The organism is Chitinophagaceae bacterium, assembly GCA_007695095.1.
Classification (GTDB): Bacteria; Bacteroidota; Bacteroidia; order Chitinophagales; family REEL01; genus REEL01.
In genome coordinates, this window is record REEL01000136.1 from 17,835 (window position 1) to 34,098 (window position 16,264).

The following is a 16,264-nucleotide window of genomic DNA, read 5'->3' on the forward strand; positions in this document are numbered from 1 at the left end:
AACAGGCTTTAATGATAAAACTCTAAAAGCCTTGAGTTATCTGTAAACTTAAGCCATGCCGGCCTGTAGAACCTATAGTATGCCCATAGGTATAATTTACTCTAAATATCGAAAGAATATTTTTCATCCCAAATGAAAACTCATAGTATGCCGGCAAATCCTCTACAAATAAAAACTTAATATCTGAAGTAAACGCCAGATCTGTTTGCTTTATTAATGGTATTTTATTTGCGATAAAGCCATCAAAAGAGTGTAAAAAATGAAATTCCAGGTATGGGTCAAAAGTGCTGAACTTATAGTAGTCAAGCAGATAATAAGAAAATGGGTCTATTCTGGCAAAAATAGTTTGCTTACCATTAAAATGCATTAAATCCATTGGTGCCGGTTCTCCTTGCCATTTCTGAAAAAGCCCGCCTCGCAAAAGGTATTTGGAATTTCCTATTAAACCTAGGCGTAAGTTATGTTCTATAGTAGATTGAAAATGTGTATACGTAAAGTCATCTATTTGATTACCAAAGCCTGTAAATGTTTTCTGACCTAAAGTCCATTGCGGACCTCTATATCCTGTTATAATCTTTCTATCCGGCCGGCTTATATATTTCTGTTGAAAGCGAATCCTGAAGTTAGTTTCTATACCGGCAGCATAATGGGGTTCCCAATCTTTAAAATCCTGACGATATTGTTTAATCTCATTACGGGTAAAGTTCTTATTCTCTGTTTTACGAAATGAAAAATCGGTGGTATTATCTAAAAGGCTTCTCTCTTCACCTGATATAGTCAGTGTTAAACGAAGGCCATTTACAATTTCACTTTGCCAACCACCTTCCAAATAGCTTCGCTCATACATTTTTTTATAGTTTTCTCCCCAAAATAAAGTGTATGCTGTATTTACTACCGGGTGAATAGGGCTGCTAGTATTAAACTGTTGAGGGAAATGCCCGCCTTCTAAAAAAAAGCTTGAGGAATTAAATGTATTATAAAAATAGCGGTAGCCTAATTTTGCATAAAAATCATTTGAACTAAAACCATATCTCATACTAGTATTAAACTGATGATATTTTCCATCTTCAGCTGATTTTCTAAAATTCAATTCAGGCTGAACAACAAAGCCTTCTATTGTATTAAATTGAAAAAGTGAAGTTATTGTCGGAATAACAAAACGCGTACTCCTTTTGGAATTACGGTATCTGTAACCAAAAAGTAGATCCCATGGACTAAAGCGGTTGTATATTCTATCTATTGAATCTTTAAAGGCATCTGTATTTCTAATCTCAGCTATACTATCTTTCAGCTTATAATCTCTTTGCTCTTCGGAAGTTAAAGGGATTGGCCTAACCCTTGACCAATAAAGACTATCTCTTTTATCAGCGCCTTCCTCAACTTTCAATAATTCATTGGTAAAAAAACCTCTTTCAAAGTTTGGATTTAAGGTGTAATCGGTATAAATACCTGTAAAATAACCCTCTGCCTCAATCCCAAGAATATTAAAAACGAATTCAAAGTGCTGAGACATCGGCATCCAGACACTATCACTTATCGGAACATAAGATTGACTGATTTTAAGTGTATCCACCAAATTTAGTCCATTATTTTTATTCAACTCGACAGATAATTGACGGACATTCCACAGTTCATGATTTATCTGGATTAAGCCACTTACCACCGGATCATTAGCTCTTTTCGGTATCACTTCAATATCATAAATTAATTGAGAACCGTCAAAAGCAGTATTCTTCAATTTAAAATCATAATAAAAAAAAGCATTATCTGCTAAAGGAGATATTATTACCCTTTGAGTCAAAGCTTCCTGGTATATAGTGTTTTGATATACAGAAAATAAAAAATCAGAGGCCATATTCCAGCTAAAAGCAGAGAAGTCTCCACTTACTTTGGAAGAAATCATTACTTCCCGGATTTTGTCCGGTCTTTGAAAGTGAAATTCAGACTCTGATTCTGAAAGATAAATAATACCTGTATTGTTTGAATCTAACAATCCAAAAGCTGTTAAATTAAAGCCAAAAATTTCATCCGGAGCTTTTGTTACCCGGTTTAAGCCTTTCAAATAAACGTGACAGGAAAATCCTTCAACTGCCTTATAATGTTTATCTCTGTGATCGATTACCTGTCTCATAATCTCATAAGCCGGGTCTTCAGAACCCCGGACTACAATTTCACCGATTGAATAGGAAGAAACTTTTAGATTTATATCAAATTTTCTGTTGGCATCTATAGTTATACTTCTCCTATATGTGCTGTATCCCACAGCTCTGGAGACTATAGTATGATTCCCGGCCGGAACTTGAAAAGAATACTCTCCAAATTCGTTTGCAACGGTTCCTCTGCTGCTGCCTTCCAGATAAATATGAGCAAAAGGAACAGCATCACCCTCAGACTTAATGGTGCCTGAAAGAGTATATGTATTATCTGTAACTGTCTGAGAAAAAAGAAACAAAGAGTTCAACAGCAAAAAAATAATACTGAAAACAAGTACGGGTATTTTAAAAGTGTTTTTCATTTATGGAAACCCTATCCGGTCTCTAAGTCCTTCTTTTTGTTTTTCAGCTTCTTTGCGCGCTCTTTCCTCTGCTTCTTTACGTATTCTATCAGCTTCAGCCTGAGCTTCTTTACGGGCTCTTTCTGCTTCTGCTTCGGCCTGAGCTCTGGCACGATCAGCTTCTGCTCTGGCTTTCTGCTCCGCTTCCTTACGTAATCTTTCCGCCTCTGCTTCTGCTTCCGCTCTGGCACGATCAACCTGCTCCCCCACTTCTTCTCTTGCTCTGTCCACTAAAGGCCTTTTTGTCGTTGCCTCTCCTAGCGAAAGACTTATATTAGGATTATCAATAGTCCCTTTCATATTTACATTAAATTGAACAACGTCCGGTAAAGCCGAAGCCAAGCCGGGAATTCCTGATTCTTCCGCTAAACTGCTTGCTAAGTCTGAAGCTCTTCCTAAACGGGCTCTGGGTACATTTACTTTTAAAATATAATCTAATGACTGATCTAATCCATTACTTCCCGAAACGTTTACTAAAACGTCAGATAGCATCACATCAAATGGCTCTACAATCAGTCGTCCGTTTTCAATTATAAAATCAATACGAAGGTTTGAAGCTGACCAATTTCGAAGAAAAGGCAACTGCATCTTATCAGCCAATTCCTGTAAAGGTTTGAAGTTATTGACTTTAATTTCGGGTATTCTAAGGTTTCCCCGTGCATTCAAACTATTCATATCCGGATACATGTCCGGGTTCAGGTTCGCATTCATATTCATAACTGAACTAAATCGCCCCTCAACATAGCGGGCTACAGGAGCAAATGACTCAACCGTATTAAATGTTTCATAGGCTTCACGGATATCCATATTATTTATATCATAATCCATGTTAAAAGTCGGATTATTTACATCTCTGGTGTTGTATTCTCCATTCATGCGTACGGTAGCATTGAGTGTTCGGGCATTTAGGTTACTCAGATTTATTTTTTGATCTTTTATCTGAACTATGCCGGTTACATTTTCCATTTCAATATTATCATAAATGATTTTAGTGAAATCACCGGTCATTCGAATATCCAGATTAGCAGGTACAGGTATAACACTCATTTCTGCTGTTTCGTCAGGTTCAGCCTCACCCGTCATCCATTCATTTACGTTTGTGAGGGTAGATTTATAAGCAAAGCTTCCTTTTAATATTCCATCATTAAACACATAAGGCAAAAGATTATCTAATCTACCTGACATATCAAAGTCTGTAGATCCAATTTTTCCTTTCATTGAACGTAAGTTTGCTGTGGCAGGACTGATTTGTAAATCAAAAATTGACATTTCTAACAGATAAGGTAAATCAGCATCTTTATAAGCAAAGTTATTTAATTGTAAAAAGCCGCTTGCATGAAATTGATTATAACGTTGATGCTCTATAGCAGATAAGCGACCTTTTGCTTCTATAGAAGCTTCCAGATTTCCACTGATGGTTTCCAGTCCGTCTATAGGGTAATAATTTGGAACTTTTGATAAGTTAAGCTTAGTAGACAAAGCCATATCAATATCCGGGTCTGTGTCCGGATTTCGCATCTTCAATCGCATATCAAAAGGCTCATTATCCAGTTTCATTGAAAGTTTTTTCAAATCAATCACCATCAGGTCATAAATTCCTCCCGGATGTGTTATTTCCATATCTAAATCAACATTAGAAACTTTTGCAGGCAAGTCAGGATATTGAAAACTTCCATTATCAGCTTTCATTTTGATTTCAAAAGCAGGATAAAGTTCATCTTCATACAAGCCTTTTACAAAACCATTTAATGAAAAACTACCTCCCGCATTTATGTTTCGAAAATCATCTGTATACGCTGCAGGAATAATTGATAAAAGCTGTTTAAATTCTGTATCCGGAGTTTTAAAATCCAAATCTAAATCAAAACCCGACTCCGGAAGTCCTATCATACCGGTCATCTGAACAAATAGTTCATTTAAAGTTAGGTCAAACTTGCTGAAAGTATAAGTTGAAGCATCCAGATTTATGTCCATATCTGCCAGTAATTCTCCTGAGACATTTCGAAACCAGCTAAATCCATCATAACTGACATTTATACTTTCTACCCTGGTGTCAGTACTTAACAGAAACTGAGACAAAGTAAAATCTCCTCTTCCGCTATGGTTCATTTTGGTTAGTGAAGCATACATTTTCTGAGGGATGTCATAATACCGTATATCAGCATTGCGCAGCTCGTAGGATCGGAGTGCAAATTTCAGTCCGCTCTCTTCATCTGTAGGCTCAACCTCTTCATCAGATTCAGGCATAATATCCCAGTTAACATTCCCATCCTGATTTACTAATAGTTGAATTAAAGGCTCGTCCAGTCTTATTCTTTTTAACTCTATTTCATCACCCCGAATAGCAGACATTAAATCTACTGTTAATCGAAAACTTTTTATATAAGCAAGCGTATCTCCTTCAAATTCTTTTTCTCCAACTACAGAAAAGTCCCGCATACTTAAAGTCAAATCCGGAAAATTCCTGAAAATAGAAATCCCCAAATCACTAAAATCTACTTTAGCTTCGACTTGTTTATTAATTTCTTCCTTTAACATAACCATCAAACGGTCTTTAAAAAGAAATGGCAATAGTATTGCCAACAATAGCAAAAAGCCAAAAATAGCACTGATAATTATTATAGTCTTTTTCATATTTTTTAAGTTAAATTTTATTTAAACGAATCATTCGGCTATTACACGTTAAAAAAAAGGTATCAAAAATGACTCGTCTTACATTGAACGTCAAAAAAGGAAATAATGTGCCTTTTATCTATAATTTAATAAATTATTTATTCACAATGGTCTCTGACAAACAAAATAGCATTTTGATAACCTTTTTCAAGAGCTGTATTAAAGTCTTTGCAAGCTTCTTCCTGATTACCAAGATTCAAATTTGCAATACCTCTGTTAATATACATATTTAAAGCGACTTCATCTCCAAGTATTTCAATTCCTTTTGTAAGATCTTCAACACCTTTTTGAAAATTACCCATTTTTATATAAGCAGTTCCTCTATTGACGTAAGCATCTCCTAATGAATTATCTAAAGATAATGCTTTGTCAAAATTTTCAATAGCTGCAAATTCATTTCCTTCCAATCTAAGCAATGCCATAGCCTTATTTTGATAAGCTGACGCGTTTGCAGGGTCAAGTCTGATACTTTGGTTTAGTGCAGATAATGCGGCATCAACTTCACCCATGCGTTTATAAGTAAAACCCAGCCTTATATATAGTTCAGGATTATCAGGCAATTCTGCTACCAATTGTTTATATATCTGATTGGCAGCAACCATATTTCCTTCCAATTCATAAGAAACTGCTAAATCAATTCTATTCTCAAAATCCGAGTCGATGGGAGCATCCTCTATTTTACTCAAATAAAAATTAGCGGTCTGTTTATCACCTGCTTCTTTATATATATTTGCCAAACTTAGATATGGGCCTGTTTGGTTTGGGTTTAATTCAACAGATTTTTTATAGTTAATCTTTGCTCTTTCAAAATCATCATTCAATTCATATAAAAAACCTAAATTATAATAGGATAAATAATAAGAAGGATTTAACTCAATTGATTTTAACAAATATGCTTCAGCAGCATGATCTTCGTCCATTTTGATATAAATATTACCGATATTATTATACTCAATATAAGGATTTTCGTTTAAGTTCGCTGCAATTTTAAAGTAGTTGATTGCTTTTTCATACTTCATTAGCTCATCATATACTACTCCTAAGTTAAAGTTTGGCAAATGCAATTGTGCATTTATATCTAATGCCTTATTCAAATACACTATAGCCGAATCAAATTGCTCTGAATTTAAATAAATTGTACCAATATTATTATAGGCAGATGAATAAAAGGGGTCTAATTCTATAGCCTTACGGTAAAGCTGAACAGCCAACTGATCATTATCTTGCATGGAAGCTATTTTCCCGAGATTAAAGTAAGGCAATGGGTATGTTGGACTAATTTCTATTGCTTTTTTGAGAAGTTCAGCTGCATTGTTAATTTGATTATTTAATACATACCAACTGGCCAAATTATTATAGCTAACAGCATAATCTGGTTCTTTTTCAATTAAGTCTGTAAATAATTCATAAGAATTTTCCCAAACAGGAATGCGGGCATGTGTTTGAAAAACAAAATAAACAGCAAAAACAGATAAGATAGCATAATATCTAAATCTGTATAGTTTTGAGTAGATCAAATGACTACTAAGTGAAAAAATAAATATCAACAATCCTACTTGCGGTAAATACATATACCTTTCTGCGATAACAACTCGCCCTCCGATAGGTAATACATGCAGCAATATTGACAAGCCGCTTAAAAAGAAAAACAAGCCAAACATTGCTGTCTTATTCTGCCAAATATTAAAGTACACTATTAAATAAACCGCTAAAGCAACTATGATTAATGATAAAAAAAATAGAATATAATAGATACTCGAAAATTGCCCTTCACTAAGCTGAGGATAAGGATATATGAGCCTTAAATTTCTTGGAAACACATATTTTTCCAAATAACTTACAAATGAGTACCCGCCTAAAATAATCTTATCCTTTAAAGTAAAATCATAATAATCAGTGATACCTTTAGCCGGAATGTCTTCAAACAATGGAGCTTCCATTTCGCTTTGTTGCATATCAGCGCCACTTTCTTCGAAAACGACAGCAAAACTATTTATAGTTATGTATAAAGGCAGTATAAAAAAAGGCACCACTTCAGCAACTGTTTTCAGATAATCCTTTCTTTGCTTCCAAATTAAAGCAGCCGCCAGGATTACCAGTGGAAAAGTAACTGCCGAATACTTTGAATAAAAAGCACAAACAAACAGTATAAAAGCAAGTAAATATTGCCACCAAATTCTTTTATCTAAAAAATGCAAGTACGCAAGTAAAGCCGTTAAAAAAAAGAAAGTGTATTGCACTTCTTTACGAGCAGTTACCCAGGCTACGGATTCCACATTAAAAGGATGAATCGAAAAGAAAAAGGCAACAGCAAGGGAAGCAAACTCATTCAATCCCAACTTTCTGGCTAAGTAAAAAACCAATATAATATTAGCCAAATGAAAAAGCATATTTAGTATATGATAAGAAGCCGGATTAAATTCACTTATACTATAATTGATAGCCAGCGTAAAAACTGTAAGTGGTGGCTTAATCTCCTCGGGCTTATAAGGGTCAAAAAACATTTTATAAACCCCTGAAAATGATAAGTCACGAACGTCTTTATTATTTATTACATACGTTGGGTCATCATAATCTACAAAATCGAAATTGCGGGTTTGAAAGTATAACAGAAAATTCAAAAAAAGAATGCCACTCATTATAAGGAAGACCTTCTTTTTTAAACCCTTCACTATATTTTCAAATCTATCCTGTTTATTTAGCTTTTTTTTATTCTTAGATGTCATTATGCTTGTTAGATAGCCTGAAATACTTTTTTTTAAGTCAAAAATAGAGACTCAAATGAAACTGATGTAAGTTTTAACTAAATATCTTTTCAAAATTCGTAAACTTTTAAGCAATCTTAAAAATAATAGAAAAAATACTAAAAAATAAGCTGAACAAGAGTTTCTAAGTAATTCAACTTTTAAAAATTAAATAGTAAATTTGCTTTAATAATGAATTTCAAGGCTTTCGGAAATAAAGGAAAATATTATCTGCTGATAAACAAGAATTTCCCGGTTAGAAGTAAACGAACTATAACTATTATATTTGTCTCAATAACATGAAAAAAGTAAGTATTTTATTACCGGTTTTTAATGAAGAAGACAATATAAATCAGATTTATAAAGCAATTAAGGAAAATATTCCGGCGAATTATTTAACTGACTTTATTTTTATAGATGACGGAAGCAGTGATAACTCACTTAATGTTATTAAAGAACTGGCAATTGAAAACTCTGATGTAAGCTTTATTTCTTTAACCAGGAACTTTGGTCATCAGGCAGCTCTGATGGCCGGTCTTCAAATGGCAAAAGGAGATATAATAATTACTATGGATGCCGACTTTCAAGATCCACCTGACAAAATATCTGATTTTTTTGAACTGTATGAATCCGGAAAAAAAATTGTCTATGGCAAAAGAGTTAGCAGAAAAAATGATGGTTTTGTTAAAAGACTTACAGCCAAATGGTATTATAAAATTCAAAAACTAAGCTCCGGATACGATATACTTGAAAATGTAGGCGATTTCAGACTCATGGATAAAGAAGTAGTCGATAATCTTCTAAAAATGAATGAAAAGTCCATTTATTTGAGGGGTATGATTTCATGGATGGGCTTTCCTTATGGTCTGGTAGAATATGAAAGACCGGTCAGAAAAAGCGGTGAAACAAAATATTCCCTGATTAAAATGATTAGCCTTGCTATGAATGGAATTCTTAGTTTTTCATTTCTCCCACTTAAAATAGGTTTTTTTATAGGGATTCTCAGCATGGGTTTGGGTGCCTCTTTTTTAACATATATCATTTACGATGTACTTATTAACAATGAAGTCTACCCCCTTTTTAAATGGTTAGTCGTAATTTTATTCATTTTTGTAGGTTTTCTTTTTACCCTTTTATGGATTTTATCTGAATACATAGGGAAGATATACTATGAAAATCTAAACCGACCTATTTTTGTGGTGAATGAAACATCTGTTAATCAAAAAGGGGAAACGCAAAGCTGATTTGCATGCAAAAATTAAAAATCTTAATACTGAATTATGAATATCCCCCTTTAGGCGGCGGAGCAGGAATTATTAGTCGTTATCAGGCGGAAAAACTAGCTGAATTTGGTCACAAAGTTGACGTAATCACCTGTTCTGAAAAAAATAAATTCTATATAGATGACGTAAATTCTAATCTCAGAATTATTCGTTTAAATGCACACAGGCCTTACTATTTTAAATCCGGCATTAGAGAAAAAATTGATTGGATTTTAAAAGCTGAAAAATACACAGAAAATTTATCTGAAAATCAATACGACTTTTGCCTGGCACATTTCAGCATACCGGGAGGATATGTGGCTGAAAAATTGAAAAAAAGAATTAGTCTTAAATATGCGGTTATCTCTCATGCTCATGATATTCCCTGGTTTTGCATAGAAGAAATGTTTTGGTATCATCTTTTCAGCTATCCAATCATTAAGAAGGTCTGTAATAATGCTTCTTTGTTGTTTGTGCAGTCCAATGCTATGGAAGTTAATGCAAAAAACTTCCTTAAAAACCAGCAAGAAAAGCTGGTCAAAATTCCGAATGGCTCAGATGCTATGAGCTTTTTTAAACCGGAAAACAAAACAAAATCGGATAAAATAAAAATTGTCTTTGCAGGAAGACTTGTGAAACAAAAGCAACCCCTGTTTGCATTAGAAGTTGCGGCAACACTTAAAAAGCAAAATGTAAATTTTGAACTAATTTTCGCCGGTGATGGACCACTTCGAAAAAAAATTGAATATCGAATTCAAAAATTAAACTTAAACGATTGCGTAACAATAAAAGGCTGGATATCGAAAGCTGAAATTGTAGCGCTCTATCATCAATCCGATATACTTCTGAGTACTTCTCAAAACGAAGGTATGTCAATTGCAATTCTGGAGGCTTTATTTTCGGGATTATATGTAATAACCACAGGTGTTAGCGGCAATCCGGAACTAATTAAACATCAAATAAACGGAGAAATCTGTATGACTGATCCATCGGCCTTTGCAAAAGCCATTAAATACTACATTTCAGATGTGGAAGAAAATCAGGAGAGGAAAGAGTTTTACAATAATTTTATAGAAAAATTTGAATGGACTAAGCTTGTAAAAGAATATGAAAGTGCAATTTTAAATTCTTTGAATGATGAAACTTTATGAGTAAAATACAAGTAAATACCTTGCATATAATAGACAATCTTTGGTTGGGTGGAGCCCAAACTGTTGTTAAAGGGATATTTGAAAAATACAGTCAAAATGAGAACTTTCATCTTTTTGTATTAAGAGATACGGATGAAAAAATGTCAGTTGAAAACAAAAATGTTACCGTTTATCATTCATCATCAAGATTTCACTTCCGTGCTACGATAAGACAAATTCAAAAAATTATAAAAAAAGAAAACATTGAATTACTGCATTGTCATTTGCCGAGAAGTCAGTATACCGGAATAATTATAAAACTAATACACAAAAAAATAAAACTGGTATTTCATGAACAAGGAGATGTTATAGACCCTTTTCCTTTAAATTTACCGGCTTATAAATTTTTCGGTAACCTAATCGAACATGTAATTTGCTGCTCAGATTTTGTCAAAAACACACTGGAAAAGAAAAGTAGATTTCCCGGAGAGAAAATTTCAGTTCTATACAATTTTGTTGACAGAGATGTTTTTACGGCAAGCGATAGGGTACCCGGTAAAAAAATCAATATAGGTTTTGCCGGCAGACTTACACAACATAAAGGTTGGCGAGATTTTTTAGAAGCTACGGCTAAACTTTCACAAAAACGACCGAATATTTGTATTCATATTGCAGGTACGGGAAAAGATAAAAGAAAAATGCTGGATACAGCGAAATCTCTCTTTCCTGATTCTCAATTTATGTACCATGGTTTTGTAAAAAAAATGGATGATTTCTACCGGGAAATGGATTTCATCTGCATGCCCTCCCATCGGGAACCTGTCGGAATGGTTCATATAGAAGCGATGGCAAGTGGTAAAATCGTAATTGCATCAGATGTTCCCGGAATGAATGAACTTCTTATTCATAATAAAAATGCATATTTATTTGAGGCTGGTAATATTAATGATTTGCAAATCAAATTATCAAAAGCTTTAGATAATTCAGAAAAAAACAGCTTTTTATTAAAAAATGCAGAAAAGCTGCTCACTAAAGTTAGCTTTTCTGCATTTGATGAAAATCTTCAAAAGATATATCAGAATAAAATCTTAGCGCCTGATAATTAGTTTTGATACCTGAAGCTTTCCTGAACTTTCAGTAATAACAAAGTATTCACCCGGTGCTAAATGGTTCACCTGAATTGTATGTTCAGTAAAGTAATTATTTAATGCAAAGCTTTCGATAACACGGCCTTTAATATCCGAAATATAAATATTTTTGATACTTTCTCCTGAGTTTTCCTCTATAATAAAATAATCAGAAGCCGGATTCGGATAGATTTTTAGTTCACTCTCAGAAAAATCAGCTTCACCAATAAAAGTGCAGTTATCCACTACTATACGAATAGTATCTCTTGAAAAGCAATCATTGGTTAATGATTGAACAGTATAAATTACCTGATACTCACCAGGACCGGTAAAAGAAGGATTAAAGTTATTGCTCGTAACCCCAAAGCCTTGGTAAATCCCACCTATAGGTGTAACCAATTGATTCAGATTAAAAACAGGATCATCATCACAAAAGCTTTCTTCCGGTTGGTTAACGGTTAACTCCGGTTTTTCTTTTATCAATAGATTTATAGAATCTGTAGCAGAGCAATTAAATTCATTAGTCACAACGACAGTATAAACATTTGATTCGGTAGCTTCCAGTATTTGTGAGTTGCTGCCATCAGACCACATAAAGTCAGCACCTTCATTTGCGGCATCTACAAATACAGGGCCTCCGCAAATTTCAATATCAGCACCCAAATCTACCACCGGAACAGGATTCACTGTAACATCTATAGTATCCCGGGAAATGCACCCGTATACATTTTCGGCTAATACAGTAACTAATTGAGAGGTATTTACCTCAAATAAACTATCTGTAATTTGGTCATTCCAGATAACTACATCCTTATCAGAACCCGCTTGAAAAACAATTCCTCCACAAACAGTTGTATCGGCACTTGTTATATTCGTTTCAGGAAAAGGGCTAACAATTATTTCCGCTTCTACCGGATCTGTTTGACAGTTTTGTATGTAATTAATTTTGCCACTCCATCTGCGGGGAGAAAGGGGATTTGTAAATGGATACTGATTACCGGTTGCTTCTAATAATTGTATATTATCATCCTGTACATGTATATTTCCAAGACCGGTTCCACTAGTATAACGCTGAACATTACCGGATGTAGAAGTCAAATAAAATGAGTAATTATCACCGGCAGGAATAGATACATTTACATCAATAGGTACAGGCGTTAAAATATCTTGTGGGTTTGCCGTAACAAATGCAGATCCGACTAAAGTCCAGGCAGATGGAGTTTGTTCAAATCCCTGAAAACTTCCTTGCTTGTAATAAATTTCGTAGTTGGTACTTGTAGTTAAATAAACTTCAAAGCTTAAAATTTCAACGTTTTCCAGAGCGACAATTTCAATCATATTACCGGGAAAAGTTGATCCAAATAAAGCCGGAGTTTCTAGATCTGTTTCTTCACTACCTCCTAATGTAACAAAATAAGATGTGGTCTCTGTTAAAACCGGTGTTACAAATATATTTCCGGTGTCTAATAAATTGCCTCCTGTTTCCATATCAAACCAGCTAACTTCAGAACCTTGTACTTCCAAAGTTACACTTCCGGAGCCACAAATCGTATCACCGGATAATTCAGGTGGCTGCTGAGCAGTACATTGAGCACTCAGTTTGCTTGTTGTAAACGTCAATAAAAGCAGAAAAACAAAAAAATAAGTAAATTTTAGCAGTTTCATGTTAATTAATTTTTAGTGTTGTACATTAACTTAGGTAACGTAAATATATTAAAAAACATCAAATAAAAAGTCGTTTACAATAAAAAATATTTGTTAAAAAACTTATTGTTTACTGTTTATAATCAACTCTTAACAAGACTTTACTTGCTAATAAAATGTATAAATAACAGATAAGCAGTTCATAAATTTTAATCTTCACTGATTTAACGCAAAACATGTATTTTTTCAATACACTCACCTTCATTAGTCTTTAAAAATAAAAAATAGGTGCCGTTTGCTAAATCCGCGAGATTTAATATCTGTTTATTTTTTTCCCAATAAACTAAACTACCTCTCACATCAAAAATTTTCACTTCGTTTTCTGAATTAAAATCAGAATTAATCGAAGAATTAAAGATCCTCAAATTATCTTCAACCAAAGGGTTAGGGTGGAAATTACAAGCAGCTTTAACCTTAGACTCTTGAACATTCGTAGAAGATTTTTTGATATTAACCGTATAAGTAACATTAAAGGTGTCTGCCGGGGCATTTACATCCCACAACTTAAAACTAAAATTAGCCAATCCGGCTTTATGATTTGGATATACCTGAGCAATAAAAACAGGTATATAATCTAAATCCTGCTCTCTGTGCAAAACATAAATGCTACTTTCAGGAACACTATCTTCAAAAAAGACATCTCCTACTTCCATGGTGAATCCCCATTCTTCCGGGAAATTTTTCTTCAAATCACGTTTCCAGGCTATCTCCACGCTATCCTGAGTTAGGTTTGTAAAAAAACTCACCTGATATACGACATGTTCTGTATCAAAATCCTCTATATAAAAATTAGTTGGTTGTAAATCAAATCCCGGCTGTCCATTGCAAAAAGGAATAAGAAGAAAATAGCTCAAAAAAAGAGAGACAAGATAGTTTTGCATGATTATTTTTTTTAGAAAACTAAAATACAAAATTACTAATGAGAATTTCGAATTATATTTTTTTAGTATCTGTTTTACTCGTCTTTCGAGTGGATTTTAATAAAAAATATAGCCTCACTTTATGCGTCTAAAGCCGGAAGAAGAATGGAAAAATTATGATGGAAAATCTGCTTCGCAAGTCTTTCTTGTCCGGTAGCGGGGGCGCTACGGACAGCTGGGAATGTAATTTTATTCTAATAAATTAAAATCGTTAGAAAACTTCTTCAACTCACTTTAAACCTCAATTTAAATCGAAAATATATCCTTTTTCTCTTTTATCTTTTTTCTTGATAAAAAAGATAGAAAAAAATCAAGGGCTGTGAGACCTTGTCCTAATAAAAACTACGAAAACCTACACTATCACGACAAAACTCGCTACGCTATTCGCTGAAAATTTTCCAAATTTTCAGATAGCTGTGCTTCAGACAGTTGTCGTGATCGCGTTCCGGTTTTCTTGTTTTATTGGACAATCCCTCAAGGCCCGATTAACGGCACATAAGGCTTTTATATCGATATAGATGATAAACTCTTTGCAGAAAGAACATAATGAAACTCCCTCACAGAAGGAATGCGGCCTTTATTCCGGACTTGGGGGACCCGCTGCTTGAATCTTGCGTGAAAAATTTTACTGTCTGACGCCAGGAGTTTAAAATTTTTAGCAAGTGAAAGCACAGCAGGCCAAGGAGGAATTCAGACGCGATTTTTTTTTAATAATGAAAAATAAATTTCAAACTATCGTTTCACAGGCGGATGTCTGCGATAGAGTGAATTGCCCTACTCCTTAAATATACTCCTGCGTAGTTACAAACTACGCATAGCCCAGACTGTATCATTAAGGTGAAAAAGGTGCAATAACAGGATGCCCTTGCTCTACAACTTCAAAAATTTCACGGAGTAATATAACTATGCCAAGTAAAATCAATGAAATGCTAAACAAATATCCTCTAAATTCACCAGCATTGTAATCTGGCTTAGGTAATGGGTTTTTATACAAGAAATATAAATTCCAAAATCCAAAAAGAATACAAGCCACTGCTATTATAAACAACAACAATTTCATAACAAATCTATTCTGAATTTAATATTTCTTCCCATCTATCGCAAGCGTCCCCATCTATCGCAAGCGTCCGCTTGTGATACGGCTGATACAACTTCTTTGTATAAAAATATTCCATCTCATCAATTAACATGTAAATCTAATCCTTTTAAATTAATTGTTCAAAAAACTACTACTACAATTCAATTTCAATATTTCATTATCTACATGCATAATCACCGGAACTAAATACTTGTCACAGACGGACGCCTGCGGTATAGTGAGAATTTAAACTTCAAAAAAAATGCAACGCAATTATTTAATTTTTTTAAATTCAGAATCTGATGTAAAAAGAGGAATTTGATTTAATAATGCAGATGATGCGATGATTGCATCAGGAATCTTGATTTTGTATTTCTTTCTTAGTAAAATTGCTTTACTTTCAATTTCATCTGTATATCCGTGTTTTTTATGAAAGGATAATAATTCTTTGATAACAGATTCAGCTTTTTCATCAACATGTGGATTGCCCAGAAGTTCTATTTTTGTAATAAATGAAAAATGAATGTCCTTATTTAATAGGGCTTCAGCAGCATAATTATTGCCTTCAAGTAAATAAATGAACATATTTGTATCGACAAATATACTTCCTTTACCATTCATCCCTGAGCTTTTTTTGGTACTTTAATCCATCTCCAAAAACACCTTTCAACTTACCTAAATATTTATGTGGATTGAATGTCCTTTTTGCATTAGATTTTTGCATATTACGTAAAACCGTTGCAATTTTTTCATTCATTTCCTGTATAGTATCTGACTTTTTAATTGTAACCGACATTAGATTCATTTTTAAAGTTAAACGGATTTTTAGGATTTTTGGTTTCGACTTGAATGTTTGTTAATTGATTAGTTTATTTAACCCTCCTGATATTTGTCTCACTTTTATTCAATAAAACTAAAGTATTTTGAACAAAGAATGTAATTATTTCTAATAAATTAAAATCGTTAGAAAACTTCTTCAACTCACTTTAAACCTCAATTTAAATCGAAAATATATCCTTTTTCTCTTTTATCTTTTTTCTACTATATAACAAATCATAAGACACTGTAAATC

Annotated in this window: 11 protein-coding genes; 3 read left to right on the top strand and 8 right to left on the bottom strand. The window is 33.6% G+C overall.

Going from position 1 to position 16,264, the window contains the following annotated elements:
* Positions 1-22 precede the first annotated feature (22 nt).
* From EA412_11035 to EA412_11045, 3 genes are all read right to left on the bottom strand, one after another.
* Positions 23-2,515: a carboxypeptidase-like regulatory domain-containing protein gene (locus EA412_11035; protein TVR77496.1), complete on the bottom strand. Its 2,493-nt coding sequence runs from the start codon at positions 2,513-2,515 to the stop codon at positions 23-25.
* A complete protein-coding gene (locus EA412_11040) occupies positions 2,516-5,188 on the bottom strand; it encodes an AsmA family protein (GenBank protein TVR77497.1) in 2,673 nt (890 codons plus the stop codon). It abuts the gene before it with no gap.
* A 137-nt stretch (positions 5,189-5,325) separates the two neighbouring features.
* Positions 5,326-7,953: a tetratricopeptide repeat protein gene (locus EA412_11045; protein TVR77498.1), complete on the bottom strand. Its 2,628-nt coding sequence runs from the start codon at positions 7,951-7,953 to the stop codon at positions 5,326-5,328.
* Positions 7,954-8,270: 317 nt separating this feature from the next.
* On the opposite strand from EA412_11045, the gene EA412_11050 reads away from it, so the two are divergent.
* The 3 genes from EA412_11050 to EA412_11060 are packed head-to-tail and all read left to right on the top strand — an operon-like array spanning position 8,271 to position 11,469.
* Positions 8,271-9,215: a glycosyltransferase gene (locus EA412_11050; GenBank protein TVR77499.1), complete on the top strand. Its 945-nt coding sequence runs from the start codon at positions 8,271-8,273 to the stop codon at positions 9,213-9,215.
* Positions 9,216-9,220: 5 nt separating this feature from the next.
* Positions 9,221-10,384 carry a glycosyltransferase family 1 protein gene (locus tag EA412_11055; protein ID TVR77500.1) on the top strand — a complete coding sequence of 388 codons (1,164 nt, stop codon included), beginning with the start codon at positions 9,221-9,223 and terminating at the stop codon, positions 10,382-10,384.
* Entirely contained in the window at positions 10,381-11,469 is a 1,089-nt protein-coding gene (locus EA412_11060) for a glycosyltransferase family 1 protein (protein ID TVR77501.1), read from the top strand. The genes EA412_11055 and EA412_11060 overlap by 4 nt, the downstream gene beginning before the upstream one ends.
* Here EA412_11060 and EA412_11065 read toward each other — a convergent pair.
* From EA412_11065 to EA412_11085, 5 genes are all read right to left on the bottom strand, one after another.
* Positions 11,452-13,155, bottom strand: coding sequence for a T9SS C-terminal target domain-containing protein (locus EA412_11065; GenBank protein ID TVR77502.1), 1,704 nt, complete (start codon positions 13,153-13,155; stop codon positions 11,452-11,454). The genes EA412_11060 and EA412_11065 overlap by 18 nt on opposite strands.
* Before the next feature lie 203 nt (positions 13,156-13,358).
* Positions 13,359-14,075, bottom strand: coding sequence for a T9SS C-terminal target domain-containing protein (locus EA412_11070; GenBank protein TVR77503.1), 717 nt, complete (start codon positions 14,073-14,075; stop codon positions 13,359-13,361).
* Between the two features lie 871 nt (positions 14,076-14,946).
* The gene (locus tag EA412_11075; protein ID TVR77504.1) at positions 14,947-15,174 is read right to left on the bottom strand and encodes a hypothetical protein; all 228 of its coding nucleotides are present in this window, start codon (positions 15,172-15,174) and stop codon (positions 14,947-14,949) included.
* A 291-nt stretch (positions 15,175-15,465) separates the two neighbouring features.
* Entirely contained in the window at positions 15,466-15,813 is a 348-nt protein-coding gene (locus EA412_11080; protein ID TVR77505.1) for a PIN domain-containing protein, read from the bottom strand.
* The gene (locus tag EA412_11085; GenBank protein TVR77506.1) at positions 15,803-15,997 is read right to left on the bottom strand and encodes a hypothetical protein; all 195 of its coding nucleotides are present in this window, start codon (positions 15,995-15,997) and stop codon (positions 15,803-15,805) included. Before EA412_11085 ends, EA412_11080 begins: the two co-directional genes overlap by 11 nt.
* Positions 15,998-16,264 lie beyond the last annotated feature (267 nt).

Excerpts from the sequence above, each read along its gene's own strand:
- EA412_11085 (TVR77506.1), bottom strand. The coding sequence starts at position 15,997 with ATGAATCTAATGTCGGTTACAATTAAAAAGTCAGATACTATACAGGAA.
- EA412_11060 (TVR77501.1), top strand. The coding sequence starts at position 10,381 with ATGAGTAAAATACAAGTAAATACCTTGCATATAATAGACAATCTTTGG.
- EA412_11070 (TVR77503.1), bottom strand. The coding sequence starts at position 14,075 with ATGCAAAACTATCTTGTCTCTCTTTTTTTGAGCTATTTTCTTCTTATT.
- EA412_11040 (TVR77497.1), bottom strand. The coding sequence starts at position 5,188 with ATGAAAAAGACTATAATAATTATCAGTGCTATTTTTGGCTTTTTGCTA.
- EA412_11075 (TVR77504.1), bottom strand. The coding sequence starts at position 15,174 with ATGAAATTGTTGTTGTTTATAATAGCAGTGGCTTGTATTCTTTTTGGA.
- EA412_11035 (TVR77496.1), bottom strand. The coding sequence starts at position 2,515 with ATGAAAAACACTTTTAAAATACCCGTACTTGTTTTCAGTATTATTTTT.
- EA412_11080 (TVR77505.1), bottom strand. The coding sequence starts at position 15,813 with ATGAATGGTAAAGGAAGTATATTTGTCGATACAAATATGTTCATTTAT.
- EA412_11045 (TVR77498.1), bottom strand. The coding sequence starts at position 7,953 with ATGACATCTAAGAATAAAAAAAAGCTAAATAAACAGGATAGATTTGAA.
- EA412_11055 (TVR77500.1), top strand. The coding sequence starts at position 9,221 with ATGCAAAAATTAAAAATCTTAATACTGAATTATGAATATCCCCCTTTA.
- EA412_11050 (TVR77499.1), top strand. The coding sequence starts at position 8,271 with ATGAAAAAAGTAAGTATTTTATTACCGGTTTTTAATGAAGAAGACAAT.
- EA412_11065 (TVR77502.1), bottom strand. The coding sequence starts at position 13,155 with ATGAAACTGCTAAAATTTACTTATTTTTTTGTTTTTCTGCTTTTATTG.